The sequence below is a fragment of the Erythrobacter sp. SG61-1L genome (assembly GCF_001305965.1).
In the GTDB taxonomy this organism is placed as follows: Bacteria; Pseudomonadota; Alphaproteobacteria; order Sphingomonadales; family Sphingomonadaceae; genus Andeanibacterium.
Genome location: NZ_JXQC01000003.1, coordinates 330,821 through 352,646, shown reverse-complemented (window position 1 = coordinate 352,646; position 21,826 = coordinate 330,821). Strand labels below are relative to the sequence as shown.

Sequence of the window (21,826 nt, the reverse complement as noted above, 5' to 3'; positions counted from 1 at the left end):
ATTTCAGGCGGGCGACGGTTCATCGGTGAACCTCGCCCGCCAACCTTTCTTCCTCCATGATACGGCTTACCATCACGCAATAGGGGCGTAGCGACAGATATTTCATCGCCAGGCCTGTCGTGCCGAAGACGATTGCGATCGTCACCATGGAATAGCGCAGCATGGTTTCGTCAGCGAAGACGTAATCCGTGATGAGCGAAACGGCGAGCGGTGCGATGGCTGAGCCGACCACGCTGATCATGAACAGGTAGATCGCGTTCACCTGCCCGCGAAACTCATTGGGCGTCACAACCTGGATCGCTGCCACATAGCCCGGCGAAGCGATGCTGGAGCAAAGCAGCGACACGGCAGAGCAGGCCATGGCCAGTTGCGGTGTAGGCATCAGCGGCTGCACGATGGCGAAAGGCAGGGCGGAAGTCAGGCCAATCAGCGACAAGCGCAGCATTGCGCCGGGATCGCCTCGCCGGGCCATCCGCTCGCCCAGCCAGGCCCCGATTGCAAGACCTACCGGCGTAGTCACCAGCGAGATCGTGCCCATCAATGGTCCAGCCGTTGCCGGCCCCCAGCCATAGGTCCGCTCGTAGAATGGGATACGCCAATGCAGCAGCCCGGTCAGCTCGATCTGAAGCAGGGCCACACCGCAGAGGAAGAATCCGAAGAAGCGAAAATTCGCCCAGATGAAGCGCAGCACTTCCAGAGCGGGCGGCTTTTCCGCGCTCCTGCGCCCGCGCCGGACCGGCTCCTTGACTGTGAGCAGAAAGGTCAGGGCCACGACGATGCCTGGTGCGCCGACCAGCAGCAGGACAATCTGCCAGTCGCGGAAATTCGTGCCAAGCGGACCAGCGATGTCCCTTCCCTCGAAATGGCCGAGCAACATGCCGCCAGCAATCAGCGAAAAAGCCATTCCGCCCACAATACCCATGGAATAGAGCGACATCGCGCGCGCCAGCTTCTCACGCGGGACAAGATCCGAAATCATCGAGAGTGCATTGGGCCCCTTCAGCGATTCGCCCGCTCCCGTACCGGCTCTCGAAAGGAACAGGTGCCAGAAGTTCTGAGCCAACGAACCCAGCGCTGTGGCCGTGCTCCAGAGCGTGATACCGAAGGACAGGATCAACTTGCGATTGCGCGTATCGGCCAGACGCGAAAGCGGCAGCCCAACCAGCGCATAGACGCCGGAAAATGCGATCCCACTGAGCAGGCCGATCTCCGTATCGGACAGGCCGAGATCGCGCTTGATCGGCTGGATCAGCAGGGACAGGATCCCGCGATCAATGCTGTCCAGCGCATTGATAAGGCCCAGCATCGCAATGGCATACCAAGCCACGGCGGCACTGGGGTAAGGCGACTCCACACTACCCCGCGACGCTCCGTTTTCCGGCGCTTTTCTATCCTCGTCCATGGCCTGCGCCTCTGTTCTGTTGGAGATCGTTTTCGGCAACGGCGCGAGTGGCTACCCTGCCCGGACAATGATGCGCAAGGTAATTATTAGCTATCTATGATTACTCCAATAAGCCGACCTTCGCAGACAGAGTCAATCTCTAGCTAATTGTTTTCTACCTATCGGCTAGTGTTGCATTCATTAGCTAGATAAGTATTATAGCCATGCCGGGCGGTGCCCGGTCCGGGCTGCTGCGCGCGCGGCATCCGGTCCATCGGGCGCTCACGGAATCTCGTGCCGTGGCGTGCTTCAATCCGTCGTCAGACGGGCGCTTGCCGCAACAGGAACGGCCACCGCACCGGGGCCGTGTGATTCCGCGCGACCACTTAACAAGACGCAGTGCCAAGGCGCTTTCGGAAAAATGGTCAAACAGACCGGCCGGAACGTCGGGGGAGATTTGGGAGGATATAATGCTGAAGGGACGTTGCCTGGCCAGATTTGGCCAGAGTGTATTCGCGTGTTCCAGTGTGATCGCCATTGCTGTGGGATCAGCAACGGCACAGGCGCAGGATGCCAATTCCGCGCAGACCACCGCCGAACAATATGACGATCAGGCGATTGTCGTCACCGGTTCGCGCATCGTGCGACGTGATTATGATTCGGATTCGCCGATCGTCACCATCGCACCGGAAATGCTGGAGAATTCCGGCTCCGTCTCGCTAGACGAACAGCTGAAGGAACTGCCGCAATTTACCGGTGGCGCCGGTGCGCAGGTCAGTTCGCGCGACGTGCAGCAATTGCCCACGAACAGTCCGGGCATCGCAACCGTGAACCTTCGCGGCCTCGGCTCCAACCGCACCCTGGTGCTGCTTGACGGGCGGCGTGTCCAGCCCGCCAACGCGACCATGGTGGTGGACACCAACGTCATCCCCAAGGCGGCGATCTCGGGGGTGGAAGTGATCACCGGCGGTGCCGCATCGACCTATGGCGCCGATGCCGTGGCCGGCGTGGTGAACTTCCAGCTCAAGCGGAACTTCTCCGGCATCGACATCGACACCCAATACGGCATCACCGAACGCGGTGACGGCGCCACCTGGGACGTTTCAGCCCTTGTCGGCTCCAACTTCGCGGATGATCGCGGCAATGCGATCCTGGGCGTCAACTTCTCCGACCGAAGGGAAGTCTACGAGCAGGATATTCCGTTCTTCGAACGCTCGCTGCGCGATCCCAACTTCACCGGCGGTGGCACATTCCCGCTGTTCCCCGGTTATACATTGTTCCCAACTGCCAACCTCGTCACTTTCGATTACGGCAGCACGAACAATTACCCCACTCAGGCAGCAATCGACGCCGTTTTCCAGAAATACGGCTATGCCGCGGGTGACGTCCTGACCGGTTCCAACACGGATCTGTTCTTCAATTCGGACGGCACCTTGTTCAGCACGGCCCCGGGGAAGGTCTCCGGCAAACCGGCAGTGAACTACAAGGGCACCGCATATCCGGATACCCGCCTGCTGGCGAACGGCTCGCTTGCGCCCAACATATCGACTGCTTACGCCTCGATCCCGATGCGGCGCTATTCGCTGTTCGGCCACGCCTATTACGATGTGACCGACGACATCACGCTCTACGTGCAGGGGCTGTTCAATCAGTCGGACGTGGAGACGCAGTCGACCTATTCCAGCGTTGCCGATCAATGGGGCATCGGCGTGACATTCGATGCGGCAACCTGCGGTGCAGCCGTGGGCCATCCCGTGCCACAGGATTTGTGCGATATCCTGCGCAGCCGCCCCAACCCCAACGGCGCATGGGAACTGAACTGGCCCGCAACCTATCTCGGCCCGCAAAAACTCAAGACCACGCTGACCACTTACGAAGTGATGGTGGGCGCACGCGGCAACTTGCCCTTCTCGGACTGGACCTTCGATATCTTCGCCTCGCATGGTCGCACCGGGCAGGAAACGACCTATGAGAACTTCGTCGTCCTCAGTCAGGCGCAGAAGCTGGTATCGCTGCCGAATTACGGTGCGAACTCTACCTTCTACAATCCGCGTGTCGGTCTGGACGCCACATGCACCAGCGGGCTCAACCCCTTCACGGTAACGACCGTCTCGGACGATTGCCGCGAACTCATCTCGCCCGATCTGCACACGCTGACATGGCTGACGCAGGATCAGGTGGAAGCGAACTTCCAGGGCTCACTGCTAACGCTTCCGGCGGGCGAAGTCCGCGCTGCTCTGGGCGCCGCCTATCGCGAGAACGATTACGACTATTCTCCCGATGCAGCCTTCCGCAGCGACAATCTGACCTCGCTCACGACCGGCGTGTTCAGCGTGCTCCCGGCAAGCGGATCGATCGACGTCAAGGAAATCTACGGAGAAGTCCTCGTCCCCGTGCTGGCCGATATTCCGGGCATTCAGGAACTGACGCTCAATGCAGGCATCCGCTATTCGGACTACAATACGGCCGGCGGCGTCACGACTTGGAAAACCACGGCGGACTGGCAAGTGGTAGACTGGCTGAAGCTGCGTGGCGGCTATCAATATGCCAATCGCGCGCCCAACATCGCGGAACTGTTTCAGCCCGGCACGTATCAGACAGTCGGCTGGGCGGATCACGATCCATGCTCCAACCTCACTCTGGCAGATTACGGCAATGTCGCGCGCAATCCGGACCGAGCCAAGGTTCAGGCGCTGTGCAACGCGATTGCAGGCACGACAAACGTGATCAACGATTCCTATGTCGGCAATCAGCCGCGCCTCTTCGTGCTCGGGCGCGACTATGTGGTGGGCAACCCCGACGTGAAGTCGGAAACCGCCAAGACTTGGACTCTGGGCGGCGTGCTGCGCGCACCATCGACTTCTGACTGGCTGCGCAATCTCAGCCTCTCGGTCGATTATTACAACATCCGCGTGGACGGTGCGATCCAGTCGGCCTCGACCCAGTTCGTGTATGAGCAGTGCTTCAACAAGGACGGTGCCAGCAACCCGACCTATGACGCGAACAACCAGTACTGCCAGCTCATCAATCGTGACTCCACGACCGGCTTCTGGCTGTCGACCACGGCGGAATACCAGAACCTCGGCATGCTCGCGACTTCGGGTATCGACGCCTCGCTCGACTGGCGCGTTCCTGCGCCTGGCATTGGCGAGCAAGGCTCGGTATTCCTCAACGTTGCGTTCAACTGGCTGGAGAAGTTCGACGTCCAGGCAGTCCCTGGCGGTGCGGTCACCCATTACAAGGGAACCAATGGCTTCGGCGCACAGTTCGACTGGCGACTGAACACCACTGTCGGCTACGATTTCGGCCTCGGCAGCCTCTCGCTCAGCTGGCGCCACCGGCCCGAGATCCAGCCGACTGCAACCGGCTCCATCCCGGTCAAGAGCTACGACATCTTCGATCTGGCAGGCCGCGTGAGAGTGAACGACACCCTGTCCATGCGTTTCGGCGTCGAGAACCTGTTCAACAAGGAACCCCCCGCCGTGGGCACAGTTCCGGGCGGCAATTCCGCGTCCGGCACGACCGATGCGAGTGTGTACGACATCCTCGGTCGCCGCTTCTATCTGGGCATCAAGGCCTCGCTCTGAACCTGATCCCGCCCGCCCTGCCCGGTTGCGGCAGGGCGGCCGTGGAGAGGCTGGGCAGGCCACTCACTTGCCTGCCCAGGCATTGACCTCCCACGCACTGAGGCCCCGCAATCGTGGTTGCGGGGCCTCATTTTTGTGAGGTTCACGCAAGTTACGTCAGTCAAGCCGCTCGCAGCGATAGGTAGTGCGGCCCAGTTTGCATCGATAACCGCCCATCGCGGCTTTCATGGCGGTAAATTCCACCCCCGCTTCCGGTACGATGCGGATCGTTTCCGCAGAGGTCTGCCGCCAGACGGCTCCTTCGGACGTGACGACCAAAAGGCGTCCCTTGCCGACCAGCTTCGCGAAGGCGACCTGGCCCTTCACCTCATCCAGCCGAGCGGGAGATGCGGAGCGGGGAACCTCGGCCTTCGCCGCTTCCTGAGGATCGTCCCTACCAGGCCGCTGGCCGAAGGTCTCACGCTGTTCGGCTACTTCCTGCTGCGGATCTAGCAGTCCTGCACGGCGCAGCACTTCATCCATGCAAGTGTGGCGCCGCGCGCTCCGGTCTTCACCAGCACAGCGGGCAATCTCCTGCCAATTCGCCGCCGGGTCTGCCCCCGCGCCCTGCGCCAGCGCTGTTCCCGTTGCCAGCAGCGTGCAACCGCCCAACGCTGCAATACGCAACTTGCCCATATTCTCTTCCTCCCCCGATTCCGTCGATCCCTCTGCAGACCGGCACCCTGAAGCACGGTTCAGAAATTAAATTGCTTGCTAATTATTAGCAGGAGAGGAACCCAGCACAAGGCCGGGCTGGAGGCACTATTCTTCGGTGTCGGGAAGGCCGGCATCGAGACGCGCCAACAGCACTTCCAGAACCTCGTTCACCTGCAGGATCTGCTCTTCCGAGAAGCCTTCCAGCAACCGTCCGCGCATCGCGTCGGAAATGGCGAAAATCCTGGCCAGTTCGGCCTCACCACTGCCGGTTAGCCGCAACTGGTTGGTGCGCCGGTCCTTGGGATCGGGCAGGCGTTCCACCAGCCCATCCTTTTCCAGCGTATCGAGCATGCGGGTGAGTGTCGGCCCTTCGATCCGCAGCCGCCGGGCGATTTCCACCTGTGGGCTGAGCGGCGGGGAATTGAGGATGGCCGACATCGCCTCCATCCGCGCAGAACTCTGCTCGATAGGGCGTAGCCTTTCATCGAGCAGCGAGCGCCAGCGACGGGCAGTCAGCACCATATGCACGGTCATGCGGATTTCCGGTGTTGATCGCCCTTCGCGATAGAGCGTGAAGCTGCTCTTCACTCCCTTGACCTGCTTTGCGCCGCCACCTGTTGTCATCGCTTGCCTGTTCCCGCCCTTTGCTTGCCGCCAGCGCACGCGGCCGCACGCCAGAGCCCATAACCGTCTTCCCACCAGATGGAAGCGCCCATCAGCTATCTCTTAGCATTCGAATTAGTTCCAGGCACTCTATGACAGAGAAAATCCGGCAGAAAAGCGTGGCCTGATCTTCAGCCTCGTTCGGACATCAATCAGTGCAAGACTATGCATTCTTGGGCAAAGCCACTCCCCCTTCCTGCCGCATTGCCATTCGACACATACTGGCGTTAGAGCGCGTTCGAACGAAGGAGAGGATTGCCATGATTACCGTGTATCACGTCCCCCATACCCGCTCATTGCGCGTGCTCTGGCTGATGGAAGAGCTGGGCGAAGAATACCGGGTCGAGAAGCTGGGTTTTCCGCTGCCGGCAGAATATCTGGAGATCAATCCTGCAGGCACCGTGCCCGCAATCGACGACGACGGCATCCGCATGGGCGAATCCCTTGCGATCCTGCAATATATCACTGGCCGCCGCCTGCCACAGGCGATGGATTTCACTGTCGGCCCGAACCCGGAACCTGCCGATTACGCGACACATCTCCAGTTCCTGCATTATGGCGAGGCCAGCCTGACCTCGGCCGTCTCCGTCATCTTCCGCACCGTGAAGCTCGCCCCGGAAGGCGAGAAGGACAATTTCAGCGTCCGCGACCTGAAGGCCGCCTTCGGCCGCCGCATGGCGCTGTTGAATGCCCACATGGAGGACGGTCGCCAGTGGATCATGGGCGACAAGTTCACTATCGCCGATATTTCGGTCGGCTATCCGCTGATGATCGCGCAAATGCTGGACATGGGCGACGCGCTGTCCGACAAGGTCGCCGCCTATGTTGAGCGACTGAAGGCCCGTCCGGCCTATCAGCGCGCTACTGCAAAGTAAGTGACGCATTGCCCCGGCAGGCTTGCGAGATCAGGCCTGCCGGAGCTCAAAGACGGACTTGCCCGAACTGGATTCGGGGCCTTCTGGGGGAGTTGAAGGAATGGGGCACAATCAGGCGAAGTTTCGCAAGCAGGCGCGCGTCGCAATGGGCATCGCGGCCAGCGTTACAGCATTGGCCGCGGCCAGCCCGGCAGCAGCCAAGGATTGCAGCGAACTGGTGGGGCTCAAGCTCGATAAGGGCAAGGTGACTTCCGCCCAGCTCGTGGCGGCGGGAGCTTTCGAACAGCCCGCCAATCCCTTCGGCCCGCCACCCGGCGTCGCCAACGCTGCCTACAAGAACCTGCCTGCCTTCTGCCGGGTGCAGGCCACGCTTACCCCTACTTCGGACTCCGACATCAAGGTTGAAGTCTGGCTGCCAGCCACAGGCTGGAACGGCAAGTTCGTGGGCATCGGCAATGGTATCTGGGCCGGCCAGCTCAGCTATTCGCAGCTCGGCGATCCACTCTCGCGCGGCTATGCCGTCGCCACGACCGATACCGGACATACGGGCAGCGGCCTGACCGCCGAATGGGCCATCGGCCATACCCAGAAGCTGATCGATTTCGGACATCGTGCCGTGCACGGCATGACGGTGACGGCAAAGGCCGCAATCAGCGATTTCTACGGCAAGGGGCCGAGCTTCTCCTATTGGAACAGCTGCTCCACCGGAGGCCGACAGGGCCTGATGGCGGCCTTCCGATACCCGGAAGATTATGACGCGATCTCGGCCATGGCACCCGCCAATCCGATGACGCAACTGATGACCCAATCCATGTGGGCCGGCTTCCAGTCGCAGCGCACGCCGCAGTCGAAGCTCACTCCGCAGGCGTTGACACTGGTCCACAAGGCCGCCGTCGCGCAATGTGACAAGCTGGACGGATTGGAAGACGGGCTGATCTCGCGGCCCGACGCCTGCACTTTCGATCCGGCCGAACTGCTGTGCAAATCCGGCGCGGGCGATAGCTGCCTCAATGCCGATCAGGTTACTGCCATGCGCGCCATCTATGAAGGCGTGAAGGAGCCACGTTCCGGCCAGATCCTGTTCCCCGGCTGGCCGCGCGGATCGGAACTGCAGCTTGCCGCACTGACCGGCGGGGATGCGCCCTTCCCCGTAGCGCTCACCTATATGAGCATGCTCGTCTTCGCAGACCGCCCGAACTGGAACTGGCGTAGCTTCGACTACGGCGCGGATTCCAGCCGCGCGCATTTCTATGGCAAGGACATTCTGGACGTAACGCCGGCCGATCTTCGCCCCTTCTTCGCGCGCGGCGGCAAGCTTCTGCTCAGCCATGGCTGGTCTGACGGGTTGATCCCCGCCAATAATACGGTGGAATTCTTCAGTTCGCTTTACCGCGTCCTGCCTGCCAATCAGGCAAAGGATCAGGTCCGCCTGTTCATGGCACCGGGCATGGAACATTGCTCAGGCGGCGAAGGGCCTTCCTCCTTCGATACGCTGGGCGTGATCGACGATTGGGCCACCAGCGGCAAGGCTCCGCGCCGCATTATCGCCTCGCGAGTCGCTGCCCCGGCCATGGGCGCCGGTCCGGCCGCTCCGGCCCTGCCGCCGATGACCCGCCCGCTCTGCCCCTATCCGCTGGTGCCGACCTATAAGGGCTCCGGCGACAAGGCGGATGCAAAGAACTTCGACTGCAAGGCAGCCCCGCAGGCCTGAAAATGAATGAAAGGCGCGGCCGGGCCAGTCCCGCCGCGCCTTTCAGGCAAAATCGTCGGCCATTTCCGGCTCGATCCGTTCACCCACGATGCGGGGTGCCGTTTCCCGCAGGAACAACGCCGTGATCCCACCCAGTATCACCAGCACGATCAGGAACCAGAGCGGCGCCTGAAGGCCGTACAGGTCGGACAGCCAGCCCGCTATGAACGGCGCGAAGACACCGCCCAATATCTCGCCTACGCCCATCACCAGCCCCATGGCCGTGGCCACCTGTCGCGGCCCGACGGATTCGGTCGGCACTGTGGCCATGAACATCGGGAAGATGCCGTTGAACATCCAGCCGACGAAGAAGATCAGCCCCAGGATCGCCACCGGCCCATCGAAATAGAGCGCGCCCAGCGGCAGGATCACCCCGACAAAGCTGCTGACCACCATCACTGGCTTGCGGCCGACAAAGTCCGAAATGGCGGTGACGATGAAGCTGGCGAGGAAGGATGAGACACCCAGCACCGCCATCAGCCCGGCAGCCGTTTTGTCGTCAATGCCGCGATATTGCACCAGCACCAGCGGCATGAAGGCCCAGGTTACGACAAGGTAGGAAACCAGCAGCACCGCCATCACTGTGCAGGCCATCACGTTGCGGTTGGTGAGCACGTCGGCCACCGGCGCCCGCTCGCCCGCCTTGCGGGGGGCGGCCTTCGGCACCGGCCGTTCCACCACGAAGAGCACGATCAGCAGCGCCGAAATCAGCCCCGGCACCGCCGCGAGGAAGAAAGCATCGCGCCAGCCCCAGGCGAGCGCGACCGGCACCAGAACCAGCGGGGCAACAGTTGAGCCGAGCAGGCTCGACCCGACATTCTGCGTCACGCCCATGGCCAGTGCCCGCCATTTGGGCGTGACCTCTGCGGCAACCATCGCGTGGCTGATCGGCATGACACCGCCTTCGGACAGGCCCATCACCAGCCGTGCGCCCAGCAGCATGAGGAAGGATGAGGCAAAGCCCGAGACGACCGAACAGGCGGAAAACAGCAAGGTGGAAAGTACGATCAGGATCTTGCGCTTGCCGGCCTTGTCGGACAGCCAGCCGACAAAGATCGCCGCGACCGCCCAGGTGAGCGACAGCGCCGAGCCCAGCATGCCGACCTGCGTGTAGCTCAGCCCCAGTTCGGGCTGCACGAAGGGCATCAGGAAATTGAGGGCATTCCGGTCAAAGAACAGAATGCCGAAATTGAGGCACAGCAGAGTGACGAGGAGGACCTGATATGTGCCCGAAGAACGCCGCGTCTCCATCAATCCCCCTCTCCCCCGTTTCAGGCCCTGCCTCTGCCTCAGTCGGGCGTTTTGCAGGCGAAGCTTGACGCCTTGTCCGGATCTCCGCCGGTATAATGCGCATAGGAAGGATAGGGGCAAAGCGGCCTGCTGGCCACTGCCGGACTCTTGCGATGGGCAATCACTTCCTGCGGGGCCTTGCCCTGTTCCACCCAGTCAACCAGCTTGCCCAGCATGTCGAACTGGTCATAGGCATTGCCGCCCTGACAGTGGAGCATGCCGGGGACCATGTAGAACCGGCTGGCATCGGTAAACGCCTGCCCATTGGTCGCCTGCGCGCGCTGATACCAGTCCCACGTGGCAAAGGGCGAGAACCAGAAATCCGAAACGCCGTGGAAGAACATGATCTTGCCGCCGCGATCGAGATAGGTGTTGAGGTTCGTCCAGTAATTCGTGTCGGTCAGCCGCTGGGCCGCATCCTGCCGGATGGCATGAGCGCGGGCGTCCAGATCGATGCTGGTGGCCGTACTCGGCGGCCCGAACGGCCCTGGCCCGCCCGTGGGCAGATAACCCATCGGAGTAGACATGATGCCCGTATCGGCGGCCATGCGCGTGTAGATCGGGAAGCCTGCCTTGTCGCTTGGACCGGCAAGGCCAAGCTCCAGCGCGCGCACTTGCCCTGCACTTAGGCAGCCATCCTTCTTCGCGCCCGTACATTGCAGCTTTGCCGGCTTGAAGTCGCATTTGGCGACATTCTCGATCATGCCGTCCTTCAACCCGTCCAGCGCATCGCACTGGTCCAGAATGCCGTTGAGCAGAGTGGAGCGATCCGCTGCGGTGAGAATCTGCGTGAAGTCCGGCTTGCCATCCGCACCAAGCGGGGCGGCCTGATTGAACAGCACCTGCGTATATTCCACGCCGAGATTGGAATCCCCGGTGCGCATGGCAGGCGCGCCCACTATGATGCCGTCGAACAATTCGGGGTAACGCTGCGAGGCCAACATGCCTTCGCGCCCGCCGGTGGAGCAGCCGGTCATGTAGCTGTGATCGGCAGGCTTGCCGTAATAGCTTTGGGCCACCTGCTTGCCGAGCAGGGCCACGGTGCGAACCGAGCTTTCGGCGAAATCCAGCGCGGCGCGCTGATCGGCCATGAAGCTGTCATCGAACACTACGCCCTGATGGCCGCTATCGCTGGATATAACTGCAAAACCGCGCGCCAGTGCCGGGCGTCCATCCGATGCGACAGGGCCAGTCGGTGGCAGAACGGAGCCGTTCAGCCCGCCCCCGCCCTGCAGCAGGAAGCGCCCGCTCCAATCATCCGGCAAAGCCATGGCGAAGCGGATGCCATAGGTCTTCCCGCCAGCACCCTTGCGTTCATTCACGACCCCTTCCACGCGGCAATGGCCGGGAAGTCCGGCGACGGTCCAGCCATTCGGATCGACGAAATCCTTGTCGGAAGCATCCACGTGTGTGGCCGAGGTGATCTTCACATCCGGACCAAGCACGGTGGCAGCAAACGCCGCGCAGGCCGGCGCCATGCCGGCAGCGGCGGCGCCATTGGCGGCGGGGGCCGTATTGCCCATGGTGAAGGCAGTGCCCGCCAGCAAAAGGGCGCAGCCGCCCAGCTTCCAGGACTTCATCGTCGATCTCCCCCATCGGCCCGCCTTCTGGCGCGCTTCGACCAGACGGGCATTGTGCCACGCCATTTCCGGGCCGGTTCATTCCACGAAGAGAGGACGCTTGCAAGCGAGAGACAACGTTGCCCTGCACTTCGCACGCAGTGGGGTTGGGAACGGAAGGGGCGGGGCAGCTCCCTCCCGCTCCCACAAGGTCAGAAGCCAATGCGCAGATTCCCTCGCACCGCCAGAGCCGTATTGCCAAAGCGGTCTTCCGCACTCAGTTCGCCGCCCATAGTGTAACCGGCATCCCCGCCCACGGCACGCAGCCGGGCATACCAGCCGCTGGTGGTCTGTTCGGGATCGAGCGTGAAGTTCTGGCCGCCTTCGAAATGCGCCGTAGTGGAACCCAGCGCACCGGCGACGATCTGGCGCCAGCCGCCTTCGGCCTCCACGCGGAACCAGTTCCAGTCATACCGGCTATTGCCCGAGAAATCGACGCCCAGCGTCATCCCGCCGTTGACCGCCAGCTCATCCGAAGTGCGCCCTTCGACGATAAGGTTGAAACCCTTGCCGCCGCCTGTGTCGGAATAACCGTCTTCCTTCAGCCGAATATAGTCGAAGGTCACGGATGGGCGGTAGAACAGCGAACCGCCGCCTTCCAAGGATGCACCCCCACTAAAGGTAATCAGGTCGCCATCCCAATTGCGAGAGGCCGTCCGCTGGATCGTTTCTTCCCCGGCCTTACCCACGAAGATACGCTGGCCGTTGAAGCTTGCCAGACCGTAGGAACCACGCGCCCAGGCATTCAGGCGATCCCACTGGCCTCGCCAATAGGCCGCCAGTTCATAGGTGTTCGATTTGACATTATTGTCCGAACTGCCGGTGTCGTAATCGTTCGACAGCCAGTCCAGCGACAGGCCGAAACTGCCGACGCCCGACTGGATTTCGGCAGCGGCGGAAAAGCCGAAGCCACCCAGATCGTAGGCTGCGGTATCGCCCTCGTCTTTCTTGGCGTTCCATGCGGCGGCGCTAAGGATGATGTCGATCTTGCCGGCCGAATAGAGCGGCCCGTAAGGATCGGCGACCTGCTGGGCAAATGCCCTGCTGCCCAGGCTGAGCGAGGAAAAAGCCCCGCCCGCATGATCGGGCAACATCTGCCGCACCTGATTGCGGAACTGATCGGCATTGGTGGTTCCCAGGAACACATCTTCGATCTCGTCATCCTGCGACAGTGCGGCATAGATTGCATTGTAGGCCGCGCTCTGGGAACGGTTGAGGCCCAGTTCCGTGGTGGTGCGGCGCACTACGTCCACGGCAAGCTTGTTCGCGCCCGCATCCGTCGCCAGCGTGCCCTTGAACATGTAGGGTAGCAGGTCGGACTTGGTCGTGATGTTCGACGCGCCGGTGAGCGTGCCTGCCTGCAGGATGGTGTAGCGCCCTTCGGCATTCGTCGTATCGGACAGGCGCAGATAGAGCTGCGATCCGCTGGCGAAGCTGGCCGTGCCTGCGACATTATAGGCCGTCCCCTCGCCCGCCGTCTTGTCGAGAGTGGCCACAAGCACACCTGTTGCCCCGACATTGAGCGAGCCGATCGTGGCAGGCGTCGCGACATCAAGCGCACCGCCGTTCATTGTAATGGCGAGGTTCCCCGAATTGACCAGCGATCCTTTGAACAGCGAAGTCGCGCCAAGGGTCAGCGTATCGGCACCCCCGCCAAAATCGGCCACACCATCGAACACGGCCGTATTGCCGAGCGTGATGCTATCCGCTCCGCCGCCGAAAAAGGCCTTGCCCTGGAACACGGCATCGCCGGAAAGGGCAAAGCTGTTGTTACCCTCGCCGAAATAGACATTCCCCTTCACGAGGCCATCGGCCACGCTGAATACATCGCTATTGCTGCCGAAGCGCACGTCACCCAGAATCTGCGGAGCGGCAACGCCGGAACCGACCGCGAGTTGCTTGACGACTGCACCGGTCGTGTTCGCGGAAAGGTCGATGGCGATGTTGCGGGGTGAACTTGCAGCCGCACCGCTCGCGGAAATGACGCCGGAATTCTCGATCAGGACGAGGCTGCCCGATTTGTCGAGGAGCGCGGTCGCGTGGCCGCCCTCGCTCCCGGAAACGGCCTTGATCGTCCCGCTATTCGAGATTGCAGGGACATTGGCGCCTGCGTCGATCTGGATTGCCACGCTCTTTGAAGCGTCGTCCCCGCCGCCCGTAGCCGAAACCGTGCCGGAGACTTGCAGAACCGGTACGGACGCACCGGCACCGAAACGCAAAGCCGTGGCGCTGGCTCCCTTGGCAGTCGCGGAAATATTGCCCGAAACGGACATGCCATTCGCGACGCTGACTGCGCCCCCTTGCCCGCCAATCACCATGCCGCTGGCGCTCACGCCATTGTAGACGCCATTGCCCGCAACGGTGCCCTGGATCTGAACGCCATAGGCGCTGCCCGCGCCCACAACCGGCCCGATGGCAATATCCTTGCCATTCGCACCGATCACAAAGGCGGGAGCCGCACCATAGGAAATTACCGAGGCAGAACCTTCCTTGGCATCCTCAATCCCGTCATCGTCTTCGTCATTGTCGGTCGGACTGGCATCCTTCGGAGGCACCGCAAGCACGATCCCGCCAGACACATTGCCCGCCACGATCAGCGCTGGGCCACCCTGCAGCAGATCGTCAGCATCGAGCTTGGAGGCGTCGCTCGGCGCGCTCGTCTTGCGATAGCCGGTGGAGGTGATTGTGCCCTGGACCACCAGCGCTCCGACAATATCTCCGGTAAACTCAGCACCCACTGCATCCTTGCCAGTGGCGGAAACGGTTCCAGCCAACCGTACATTGCCGGTGATATCGCCGGTATGGACACCAACGCTTCGATCACCCGTCACCAAAGTCTTGCCGTCATGAGTGAAGGCCCCGGTCTGCAGGCCGCCCAGCCAGATACCGGCCGAGTCATTGCCTTCCACCGTGATCGTGCCGGTAGCCGAATTGGTGATCGCTCCGGTATGCGCGCCATCGGTCCGGATACCGAAGCGGTTGGAACCTAGGGCAAAAGGCCCGTCCAGATCGCCGTCATTATCGCTGTCGGCAGGTGAATATGTCTCGTCCACAGTGATCGCGCCACTATTCACGATGGCCCCATTGGTGTCGGCTGAAGCACGAATGCCAACTGCGTCATTGGCATTGGAGATCGCCACCGCCCCCTGAATTGTGACAGCATGACTGGAATCCATCGCCACCGCAGTCCCGTTCGCCGGCTTGACCGAGCCGGTGGAGGCAATGGTAACGGCATCGGGCGAACCGTTGTTTGCCGTAGAGGTCCGCACCTGGGTGGTTACTGCGGTCGAGATAGTGGTCGCCGCTGCAGGGGCTGCGAGGAAGGCGGCAGCCACTGCTGAAACGGCAGTGGAAACCAGAAGGTTACGGGACATCGGTTGCTCCAGCTCTGTCTTCGAACTGCAGACGGAGGCGCCGGGCCGGAGCCTTGGCGTGAGCGACGAAAAAATACGTAGTGCCCCCAAGGGCAGGACGATTATTGCCTAAAAGGCAGCGTCCAGGCCCAGCCGGACAGTGCGCGGGCGCAGGGGTGTGATCTGATCGCGCCCGATGGCGAAAGGGGTGCCAAGCGCGAAGCGATTGCCTTCTTCGTCGGTGAGGTTCGTGACGCCAAGCGTCACGCCCATTCCATCGTTGCCCACCCGCACGGTCAGCCCGCTATCGAGATAGTCGCCCTGTTCCTCGCCCAATTCAGGCCCGACGCCCAGCCGGGACTTGCCGACATAATTCGCCCAGCCCTGAGCTGTGAGATAAAGATCGTCGCCAATCTCGCGATCGTAATTGAACCCGATCCGCCCGGCGAAGCGCGCGATATTCGGCACCTGGCTGATCCGACCGGTGTTGGCATCCTGCAATGGAGGCCCGAACACCGGCGAGCCGACCGCCGTGCCGAAGGAGATGTCCAGCATTCGCGAAGGATCGTCCACCCGGCTGTCGTTGTAGGTCAGCCCAGCATCGACCCGGAGTTCCGGCGTGACTGCCACGCTGCCCTTCAAGCTGGCCGACCAGATGTGGCCATCGCCGATATTGGCCGTGGTAGGGAAACCGGAACTGTCGATGTAATCGGCCTGAATGTCAGTCCAGCGCGTGTAGGAGATGTTCGCCGCCAGGTCGAACGGCCCGCGTCCGGGATTGCCGTGCCGGGCGCCGAATTCGAATGTGGAGATGTGATCGTTTTTGAAGCGGGTGACGATGTCGCCTGCGATAGCCAGCCCGCCCGGACGAAAGCCTTCCTGATAACGCAGATAGAGCGATGTCTCTGGCAGCACCGTTGCCACCAACGAAGCCGAGGGAAGGAACGCCTGTTCCTTCCGGTCGGCTGTCACCGCGGCGAGCAGGTCGGCCTTTTCAGCAGTCAGGCTGGCAAAGGCAATATCCTCACCATCGCCGCTCAGCCAGGAATGGGTGAAGCGCCCGCCTGCTGTGGCGACAAGGCTTTCGGCCAGACGATAGCTCGCTTCCCCATACAGCGTGAACTCGTCCACCGCGTTGCGCACACCGGTGGTTGCCGCGAACAGGTCCGGATTGCCCAACGTGCGGGTCAGCTTCGTATCGTTGCTGGTGAAGCTGGCGCCCAACAGCCAGCCGAACTTCTCGCCTAGCGGTTGCCAGATGCGCGTTTCATTGGCGAACATCTCCGTCTCGTTCTTCTGCACGAACAGGCGGGGATCGCCATCGGGAGGTGTTGCATCATAGCGTTCTTCAAGCGCCTGCCCGGTAATGCCGGTGGAGCTTTTGAAGCGAATTTCGCCGAACTCGCGCGAGACGACGATCTGGCCCTGCGCATAATCGGCATCGAAGCCTTCGCCCACGCGTGCTGCGCGGGTCAGCGGCGGGCCGTCGCGGTCGGCATATTGGCTGTCGCGCCCCGAAGTGGTCTGGCCGATACCGATCAGGTCTACCGTCCAGTCCTCCCCCACTTCGAAGCGCAGGGCAGCGCGCCCGCCCAGCACATCCGTGCGGTTCACATCCTTGCGATCGAGCAGGGGTTTGTCGATGTAGCCGCCGCGCGTTTCGGCATCGACAGCCACGCGCAGTGCCACTCGTTCGCCCACCGGCAGATTGATCATAGCACTGGCATCGCCGCCCAGCGCGCCATGCTGCGTGGCGCTGCCGCCGATCATGCCCGATCCGCTCGTCACTCCGGTTTCCGGCGCCTTGGGCACCATGCGCAAAATGCCGCCCAGCGCGCCCGCGCCGTAAAGCGTGCCCTGCGGACCTTCCAGAATTTCCACCCGTTCAAGGTCCGACAGGCGCAGGTCAGGGTCCGGCGCATTGTAGCTCAGGCGAAGATCGCCGAAATATTGCCCCACGGTGGCCTGTGTCGGCCCCGTGAAGCTGGAATCGGCGATCCCGCGAATGAACAGCTTGTTGCGCCCGCTGCCGAGATGGGTGGAGGAAACAGTCGGCGCTCGCTCGATGATCTTTTCCGTGCCGCCTGTGCCGCCAAAGGTCAGATCCTTGCCGTCGATCATCTCCACTGCGCCGGGATAGAGCGAAAGCTCCATATCCCGCTTGGAGCCGATCACAATGATGTCCTGCGTCGGGGCTTGACGAGGCGGCGGGGCTGCTTTTCGCGGCCCGGCCTTACGCCCTGCCGCGGGCCTTGCCGCGCTACGGCGGGGCTTCGCGTCAGGCACCAGTCGCCAGCCGCTCGAGCCGGCCGGAATTGCCTTCGCATCCAGTGCCTTTGCCAGCTTCTTCACTGCCTCGGACGGCGAATATTTCCCCTTGATGGCCGGAACCTGCCGATTGGCCAGCGCGGGATCGGCCAGAACGATGCTGGTGCCTGTCTGGCGCGCGATCGCCACCGCCGCATCGCCACCTCGGCCCGCAGGTGCGCTGACAGCCACGTCCCGCGCATGGGCGGGCGTGGCGATCAGGGCCGCAAGGGCCAGAAGGGCGTAGCGCCGCATCCTATCTTGCCCCGATCACCCACCCTTCGCCCGCCTTGCTGACGCCAACGCCCAGCAACGGGCCAAGGCTTGCGGGATCATTGCGTACAGGTTCGATCAGCAGGCTGCCGGAAACGCGGCGCTGGGCAGCGCCAGGTGCTGCCGAGATCGCAAGGCCCGTGGCACGGCCAAGATCCTGCGCCACTGTGCCCAGCGTCTCATTCTGGAAAGTCAGGCGCCCATCGCGCCATTCGCCCACCTGCGCAGTGGCAATCGTGCCAAGCGTATAACGGGCAGAACCCGTATCGCTGGTCAGCACATGGCCTGGATCAATCCGGACGTTCTGCTTGCGCGGATTGAACGCCACCGCGCCTTCCGAAACGGCGACGGTCGTCACTGCTCCGTTGACCTTCACATCGAAGACGGTGCCAAGGTCGACGAATTCATCGCTTCCCACATCCACCCGGAAGGGGTTCGCCTCGTCATGGCGGACTGTGAACAGGGCCTGCCCGGCCTCCAGCTCCGCGAAACGGGCATCACGGCGGCTGAGTTCGATCCGGCTGCCCCCGGCGAGCAGCACCGACGTTCCGTCTTCCAGCGCGATCATGCGGGTTTCGCCCGGCGCGGTTTCCACCACATAGGTGCCGCCTTGCGACTGCCACAGGCCAAATGCACCAAGCGCCGCGAGGGAGGCGGCCAATGCCCCGCCGATCCAGCGACGGCGGGTGAGGCGCGAACCATCGTCGTCATTGGCCGGAACATGCGCCGGGGCCAATGCCGGCGCGGCGCGCAGCGCGTCAGCCGCATCGGCTGCGGCGGCAGTCACCAGATCATAGGCTTCGCTATGGGCGGGATCGGCTTCCAGCCACGCAGTGAAGCCTTCCCAATCCTCGAAGGAAGGGTCGGCCGCACGCGCGGCCCAGGCTGCTGCCTGGTCCAGAATTCGATCGTCAAACGCCATGGTCGAAGCCTCCTGCAGCAAAGACGGAGACGACCCGATCAAGCCTCATCGATTTTTTCCTTAAGTCTCGCCAGCGCCCGATAGGCCCCTCTCAGGTCGCTTTCGACAGTGCTCAGGCTCACGCCGAATTCTTCCGCCACCTGACGCTGCGGGATGCCGTCCACGCGGTGGCGGCGGAACACTGCGGATGGCCGTTCCCCCAGCGCGTCGAGCGTTTCCCGCACCATTTGCGCCTGCTGGCGGGCAATGATCGCCCGGTCCGGAGATGGCGCATCCGAAACACCGGGAACCGCGCCGCCATTCACTTCCGTCCAGTCCTTCTCGCGCTTTTCTGCCTGCCGAACCGAGCGATAACGGTCGATCATCAGCAAGTCCGCCGCACGGAAGAGATAGGACAGAGGCGAGGAAATCGGCCCGGTCTGCGCCGCGCTGATCTTCAGCCACACCTCATGCAGGATGTCTTCCGCGGCATCGCCCGCACCGCGCGCGGCTAGGAAGCGCAGAAGGCGCGCTCGGTTTTCGAGGAAAGCCGCCTCGAGGCCGGAAGATGATCGGTTTGCGGACAAGTTTCACCGCAGCGATTGTTGCGAGCGGCTGCATATAGTTTCAACCGGCGCGAGAAGAAAGCCGGGGCGCAAACACCGAAACAATCCCTATCGGATCGAACATCAGACACACCCGCCATGCGATGTGCTGATGCGTGTATCCCGGCCATAGACGTCGGGCAGGATCTTCACCCCGCCCTGACCGTCGCTGACTGCAGTGAAGTAGGCGATGTAGATGGGCAAGGGCCGGGAAAGATCTACAACAGTGGATTTCCCGGATGCGACGATTGCGTCGACTTCCTCGCGTGTTTTCACTCCTTCCAGCAGCGTCGCCGCATAACCGATCGCATCGCCTGTGCGAATGCAGCCATGGCTGAATGCACGCACGTCGCGCTCGAACAGGTTCTTGCTGGGCGTATCATGCATGTAGACGCTGTAGCGGTTGGGCATGACGAGCTTCATCTGGCCCAGCGAATTGGTCGGCCCCGGCTTCTGGCGATAACGCCCGCCTTCCCAGACATAGCCACGCGCCCGCGCTGTGGAGGGACTGCGGCGGACCAACGCGCCTACGCTCTCACGCACGATGCTGGCGGGAATTTCCCACCATGGGTTGAGGTTCACGCCAGTGATGACCGTATTGAAGACAGGTGTGGGCGTGCTGGTCTTGCCGACGATCACCTTCCAGGTGCCGACCTTCCGACCTTCACGCCACAGGCCGGCTTCGAAAGCCGCCGCGTTGACCAGCACATGGTCCGCCCCCAGCGAAATCGGCATCCAGCGCCAACGTTCCATATTCCGCGAAATTGCCGCACGTGTCTTCTCGTCGGTCTCAGAGGCATAAGCGGACTGGAGCACGGCATATTCCGGATCACGCGGGCGCAGGCTGACGAAGAAGGCATCCAGCGTGCCGGCCTGAAGCGAACCCTTCAGCAGGCCCGGCAGGTCCATCGCCTTGTCGGAATCTTCGATGTTCCAGCCCTTGCGTTCAGCCGCGGTGGCGCAGCCCAGCAGGTGCATCCGCGCAAGCCGGAGCGCCAGATCGTCTGCCGCGCTGGTAATGGCGGCCTGATCGCCCGACGCCTCCGCCTTCTTCAAGGCGGAATCAGACGGCGCGGGCAGCGCGTCCATCGGGGCCATGGCAACCCACCGCTTGAGCACTGCGAGATTCGCAGCCCCCCAATCGCCCGTCTGCGCCTGCGCCGGACTGACAATACCGCACAGACCAAACGCAACCATCGCAAGTACGGCTCGCTTCATCGACACTCCAATTCGCATGCGTTGCAAGGTCTCACTCGGGGATTACATCAGAGAAAACGCATATTCGGGATCGCACCATGAATTTCAACCGGCGCCATTTTCTTGGTGCCGCTTTTGCCGGAGCTGCTGGACTGGCTTCCCCGCGCGCATTCGCTGCGGTGAAGAATGACACCATGCCAGACCTGCTGCCCCGAGCATTGGCTGCACTGAACCAGCATCACAATTCGATTCTCCGCCGCGACATTGTCGGCGTTGTAGACTTTTCCCACCACTCGCGCGAACAGCGCTTTCAGATCGTCGACATCGGCAATGGCCGTGTTGTCGCTTCCTATCTGGTCGCTCATGGCAAGGGTTCCGACCCGGCGAATAGTGGATGGGCAACGCGCTTTTCCAATCGCCCCGGTTCCAACGCCTCTTCCGAAGGCAGTTTCCGCACCGGCGAGACCTATTACGGCAAGCACGGCAAGTCGCGCCGCCTGATCGGCCTCGACCCCCAGAACAATCTCGCCTTGCAGCGGGCAATCGTGATCCACGGGGCCGATTATGTCGATCCCTCGCTGGTGGCCATGCAGGGCCGCATTGGCCGCAGTCAGGGCTGTTTCGCCCTCGAGCGTCGGCTGGTGAACGAAGTGATGGACCGGCTGGGCAACGGCGCACTTCTGTTCGCGGCCAGCTAATTCCCGCCCTTTTTGCGGGAGATCAGCTTCGCCCAGTCGATCCGGGCAAGCGCGATCAGGGCAGCGATCATCGCCAGTTGCAGGCCAATGCCCAGCGGGCTTGAGATGCCGCCCGCCAGCACTTCGCCGAAGGAAGATTCCTTCACGCCTTTCGCGCTGTAGGCATAGATCGAATAGGATACGATCCGTCCGCAGAAGAACGCGGCAGTGAAGCCCAGCAGCTTCACGCCCGCCAGCCCCGCCGCTTCGAACAATTGCGCGGAGGGAACCGGCGAGAGCGCGAACAGGCCCAGTGCCACGATGCCGCCCTTGCGGTTACGCTCGAACGCTTCTCGCGCGGCCGTGAGGTTGGAGCGGGTCTTTTCTGAAACACGCGTGCCCAGCAGGCGGAAGGCATGGGCCAGCACCAGCCGCCCGGACGCCGCCGCCAGTGCCCCGACAAGGATGATCGCAGGCACCGGCAGTTCGGAATTGAGGCCGTACAGGACGATGATCGACCATGTCGGCGGCCCGAAGGCAGGCAGGAGGTTCACCCCGAAGACGATCCCGAACAGGACCAGATATGGCCCGAACAGGGCCAGATAAGGCCCGAACGGGATCAGTAAGGGGCCAAAACTCTCCACACCTGCCT

15 protein-coding genes are annotated in these 21,826 nt (G+C 62.4%); 4 read left to right on the top strand and 11 right to left on the bottom strand.

Annotation, left to right across the window (positions count from 1 at the left end; translation table 11 throughout):
• Positions 1–19 precede the first annotated feature (19 nt).
• Positions 20–1,354 (bottom strand): MFS transporter, encoded by a 1,335-nt coding sequence (locus SZ64_RS01845; protein ID WP_162225061.1) that lies wholly within the window; start codon positions 1,352–1,354, stop codon positions 20–22.
• A gap of 554 nt (positions 1,355–1,908) precedes the next feature.
• Between SZ64_RS01845 and SZ64_RS01840 the strand changes: the two genes are divergently transcribed.
• Entirely contained in the window at positions 1,909–4,968 is a 3,060-nt protein-coding gene (locus SZ64_RS01840; protein WP_162225060.1) for a TonB-dependent receptor, read from the top strand.
• Positions 4,969–5,124: 156 nt separating this feature from the next.
• On the opposite strand, the gene SZ64_RS01835 is transcribed toward SZ64_RS01840, so the two are convergent.
• Positions 5,125–5,643 carry a hypothetical protein gene (locus SZ64_RS01835; protein ID WP_054529267.1) on the bottom strand — a complete coding sequence of 173 codons (519 nt, stop codon included), beginning with the start codon at positions 5,641–5,643 and terminating at the stop codon, positions 5,125–5,127.
• Between the two features lie 126 nt (positions 5,644–5,769).
• A complete protein-coding gene (locus SZ64_RS19005) occupies positions 5,770–6,288 on the bottom strand; it encodes a MarR family transcriptional regulator (protein ID WP_054529266.1) in 519 nt (172 codons plus the stop codon).
• Between the two features lie 299 nt (positions 6,289–6,587).
• Here SZ64_RS19005 and SZ64_RS01825 point away from each other — a divergent pair, with 299 nt between their 5' ends.
• Both SZ64_RS01825 and SZ64_RS01820 read left to right on the top strand, forming a co-directional pair.
• Positions 6,588–7,202 carry a glutathione S-transferase family protein gene (locus tag SZ64_RS01825; RefSeq protein ID WP_082384394.1) on the top strand — a complete coding sequence of 205 codons (615 nt, stop codon included), beginning with the start codon at positions 6,588–6,590 and terminating at the stop codon, positions 7,200–7,202.
• Between the two features lie 100 nt (positions 7,203–7,302).
• Positions 7,303–8,913: a tannase/feruloyl esterase family alpha/beta hydrolase gene (locus SZ64_RS01820; protein WP_241772961.1), complete on the top strand. Its 1,611-nt coding sequence runs from the start codon at positions 7,303–7,305 to the stop codon at positions 8,911–8,913.
• A gap of 42 nt (positions 8,914–8,955) precedes the next feature.
• Here SZ64_RS01820 and SZ64_RS01815 read toward each other — a convergent pair whose 3' ends face one another.
• The 7 genes from SZ64_RS01815 to SZ64_RS01785 form a co-directional block, all read right to left on the bottom strand.
• Entirely contained in the window at positions 8,956–10,203 is a 1,248-nt protein-coding gene (locus tag SZ64_RS01815) for an MFS transporter (RefSeq protein ID WP_054529264.1), read from the bottom strand.
• Between the two features lie 38 nt (positions 10,204–10,241).
• Positions 10,242–11,822, bottom strand: a complete 1,581-nt coding sequence (locus tag SZ64_RS01810; protein ID WP_162225059.1) for a tannase/feruloyl esterase family alpha/beta hydrolase — start codon at positions 11,820–11,822, stop codon at positions 10,242–10,244.
• Between the two features lie 191 nt (positions 11,823–12,013).
• Positions 12,014–15,235 (bottom strand): autotransporter outer membrane beta-barrel domain-containing protein, encoded by a 3,222-nt coding sequence (locus SZ64_RS01805; RefSeq protein WP_054529262.1) that lies wholly within the window; start codon positions 15,233–15,235, stop codon positions 12,014–12,016.
• 108 nt (positions 15,236–15,343) lie between these two features.
• Entirely contained in the window at positions 15,344–17,776 is a 2,433-nt protein-coding gene (locus SZ64_RS01800; RefSeq protein WP_054529261.1) for a TonB-dependent receptor, read from the bottom strand.
• Between the two features lies 1 nt (position 17,777).
• A complete protein-coding gene (locus tag SZ64_RS01795; protein WP_054532041.1) occupies positions 17,778–18,716 on the bottom strand; it encodes a FecR domain-containing protein in 939 nt (312 codons plus the stop codon).
• A 38-nt stretch (positions 18,717–18,754) separates the two neighbouring features.
• Positions 18,755–19,282 (bottom strand): RNA polymerase sigma factor, encoded by a 528-nt coding sequence (locus SZ64_RS01790; protein WP_054529260.1) that lies wholly within the window; start codon positions 19,280–19,282, stop codon positions 18,755–18,757.
• A 102-nt stretch (positions 19,283–19,384) separates the two neighbouring features.
• On the bottom strand, positions 19,385–20,518 hold the full coding sequence (locus tag SZ64_RS01785; protein WP_162225058.1) for a L,D-transpeptidase family protein: 1,134 nt from the start codon (positions 20,516–20,518) through the stop codon (positions 19,385–19,387).
• A gap of 77 nt (positions 20,519–20,595) precedes the next feature.
• On the opposite strand from SZ64_RS01785, the gene SZ64_RS01780 reads away from it, so the two are divergent.
• A complete protein-coding gene (locus SZ64_RS01780) occupies positions 20,596–21,195 on the top strand; it encodes a murein L,D-transpeptidase catalytic domain family protein (RefSeq protein ID WP_082384392.1) in 600 nt (199 codons plus the stop codon).
• Here the strand turns inward: SZ64_RS01780 and SZ64_RS01775 are convergent.
• On the bottom strand, positions 21,192–21,818 hold the full coding sequence (locus SZ64_RS01775) for a hypothetical protein (RefSeq protein ID WP_241772960.1): 627 nt from the start codon (positions 21,816–21,818) through the stop codon (positions 21,192–21,194). The genes SZ64_RS01780 and SZ64_RS01775 overlap by 4 nt on opposite strands.
• Positions 21,819–21,826 lie beyond the last annotated feature (8 nt).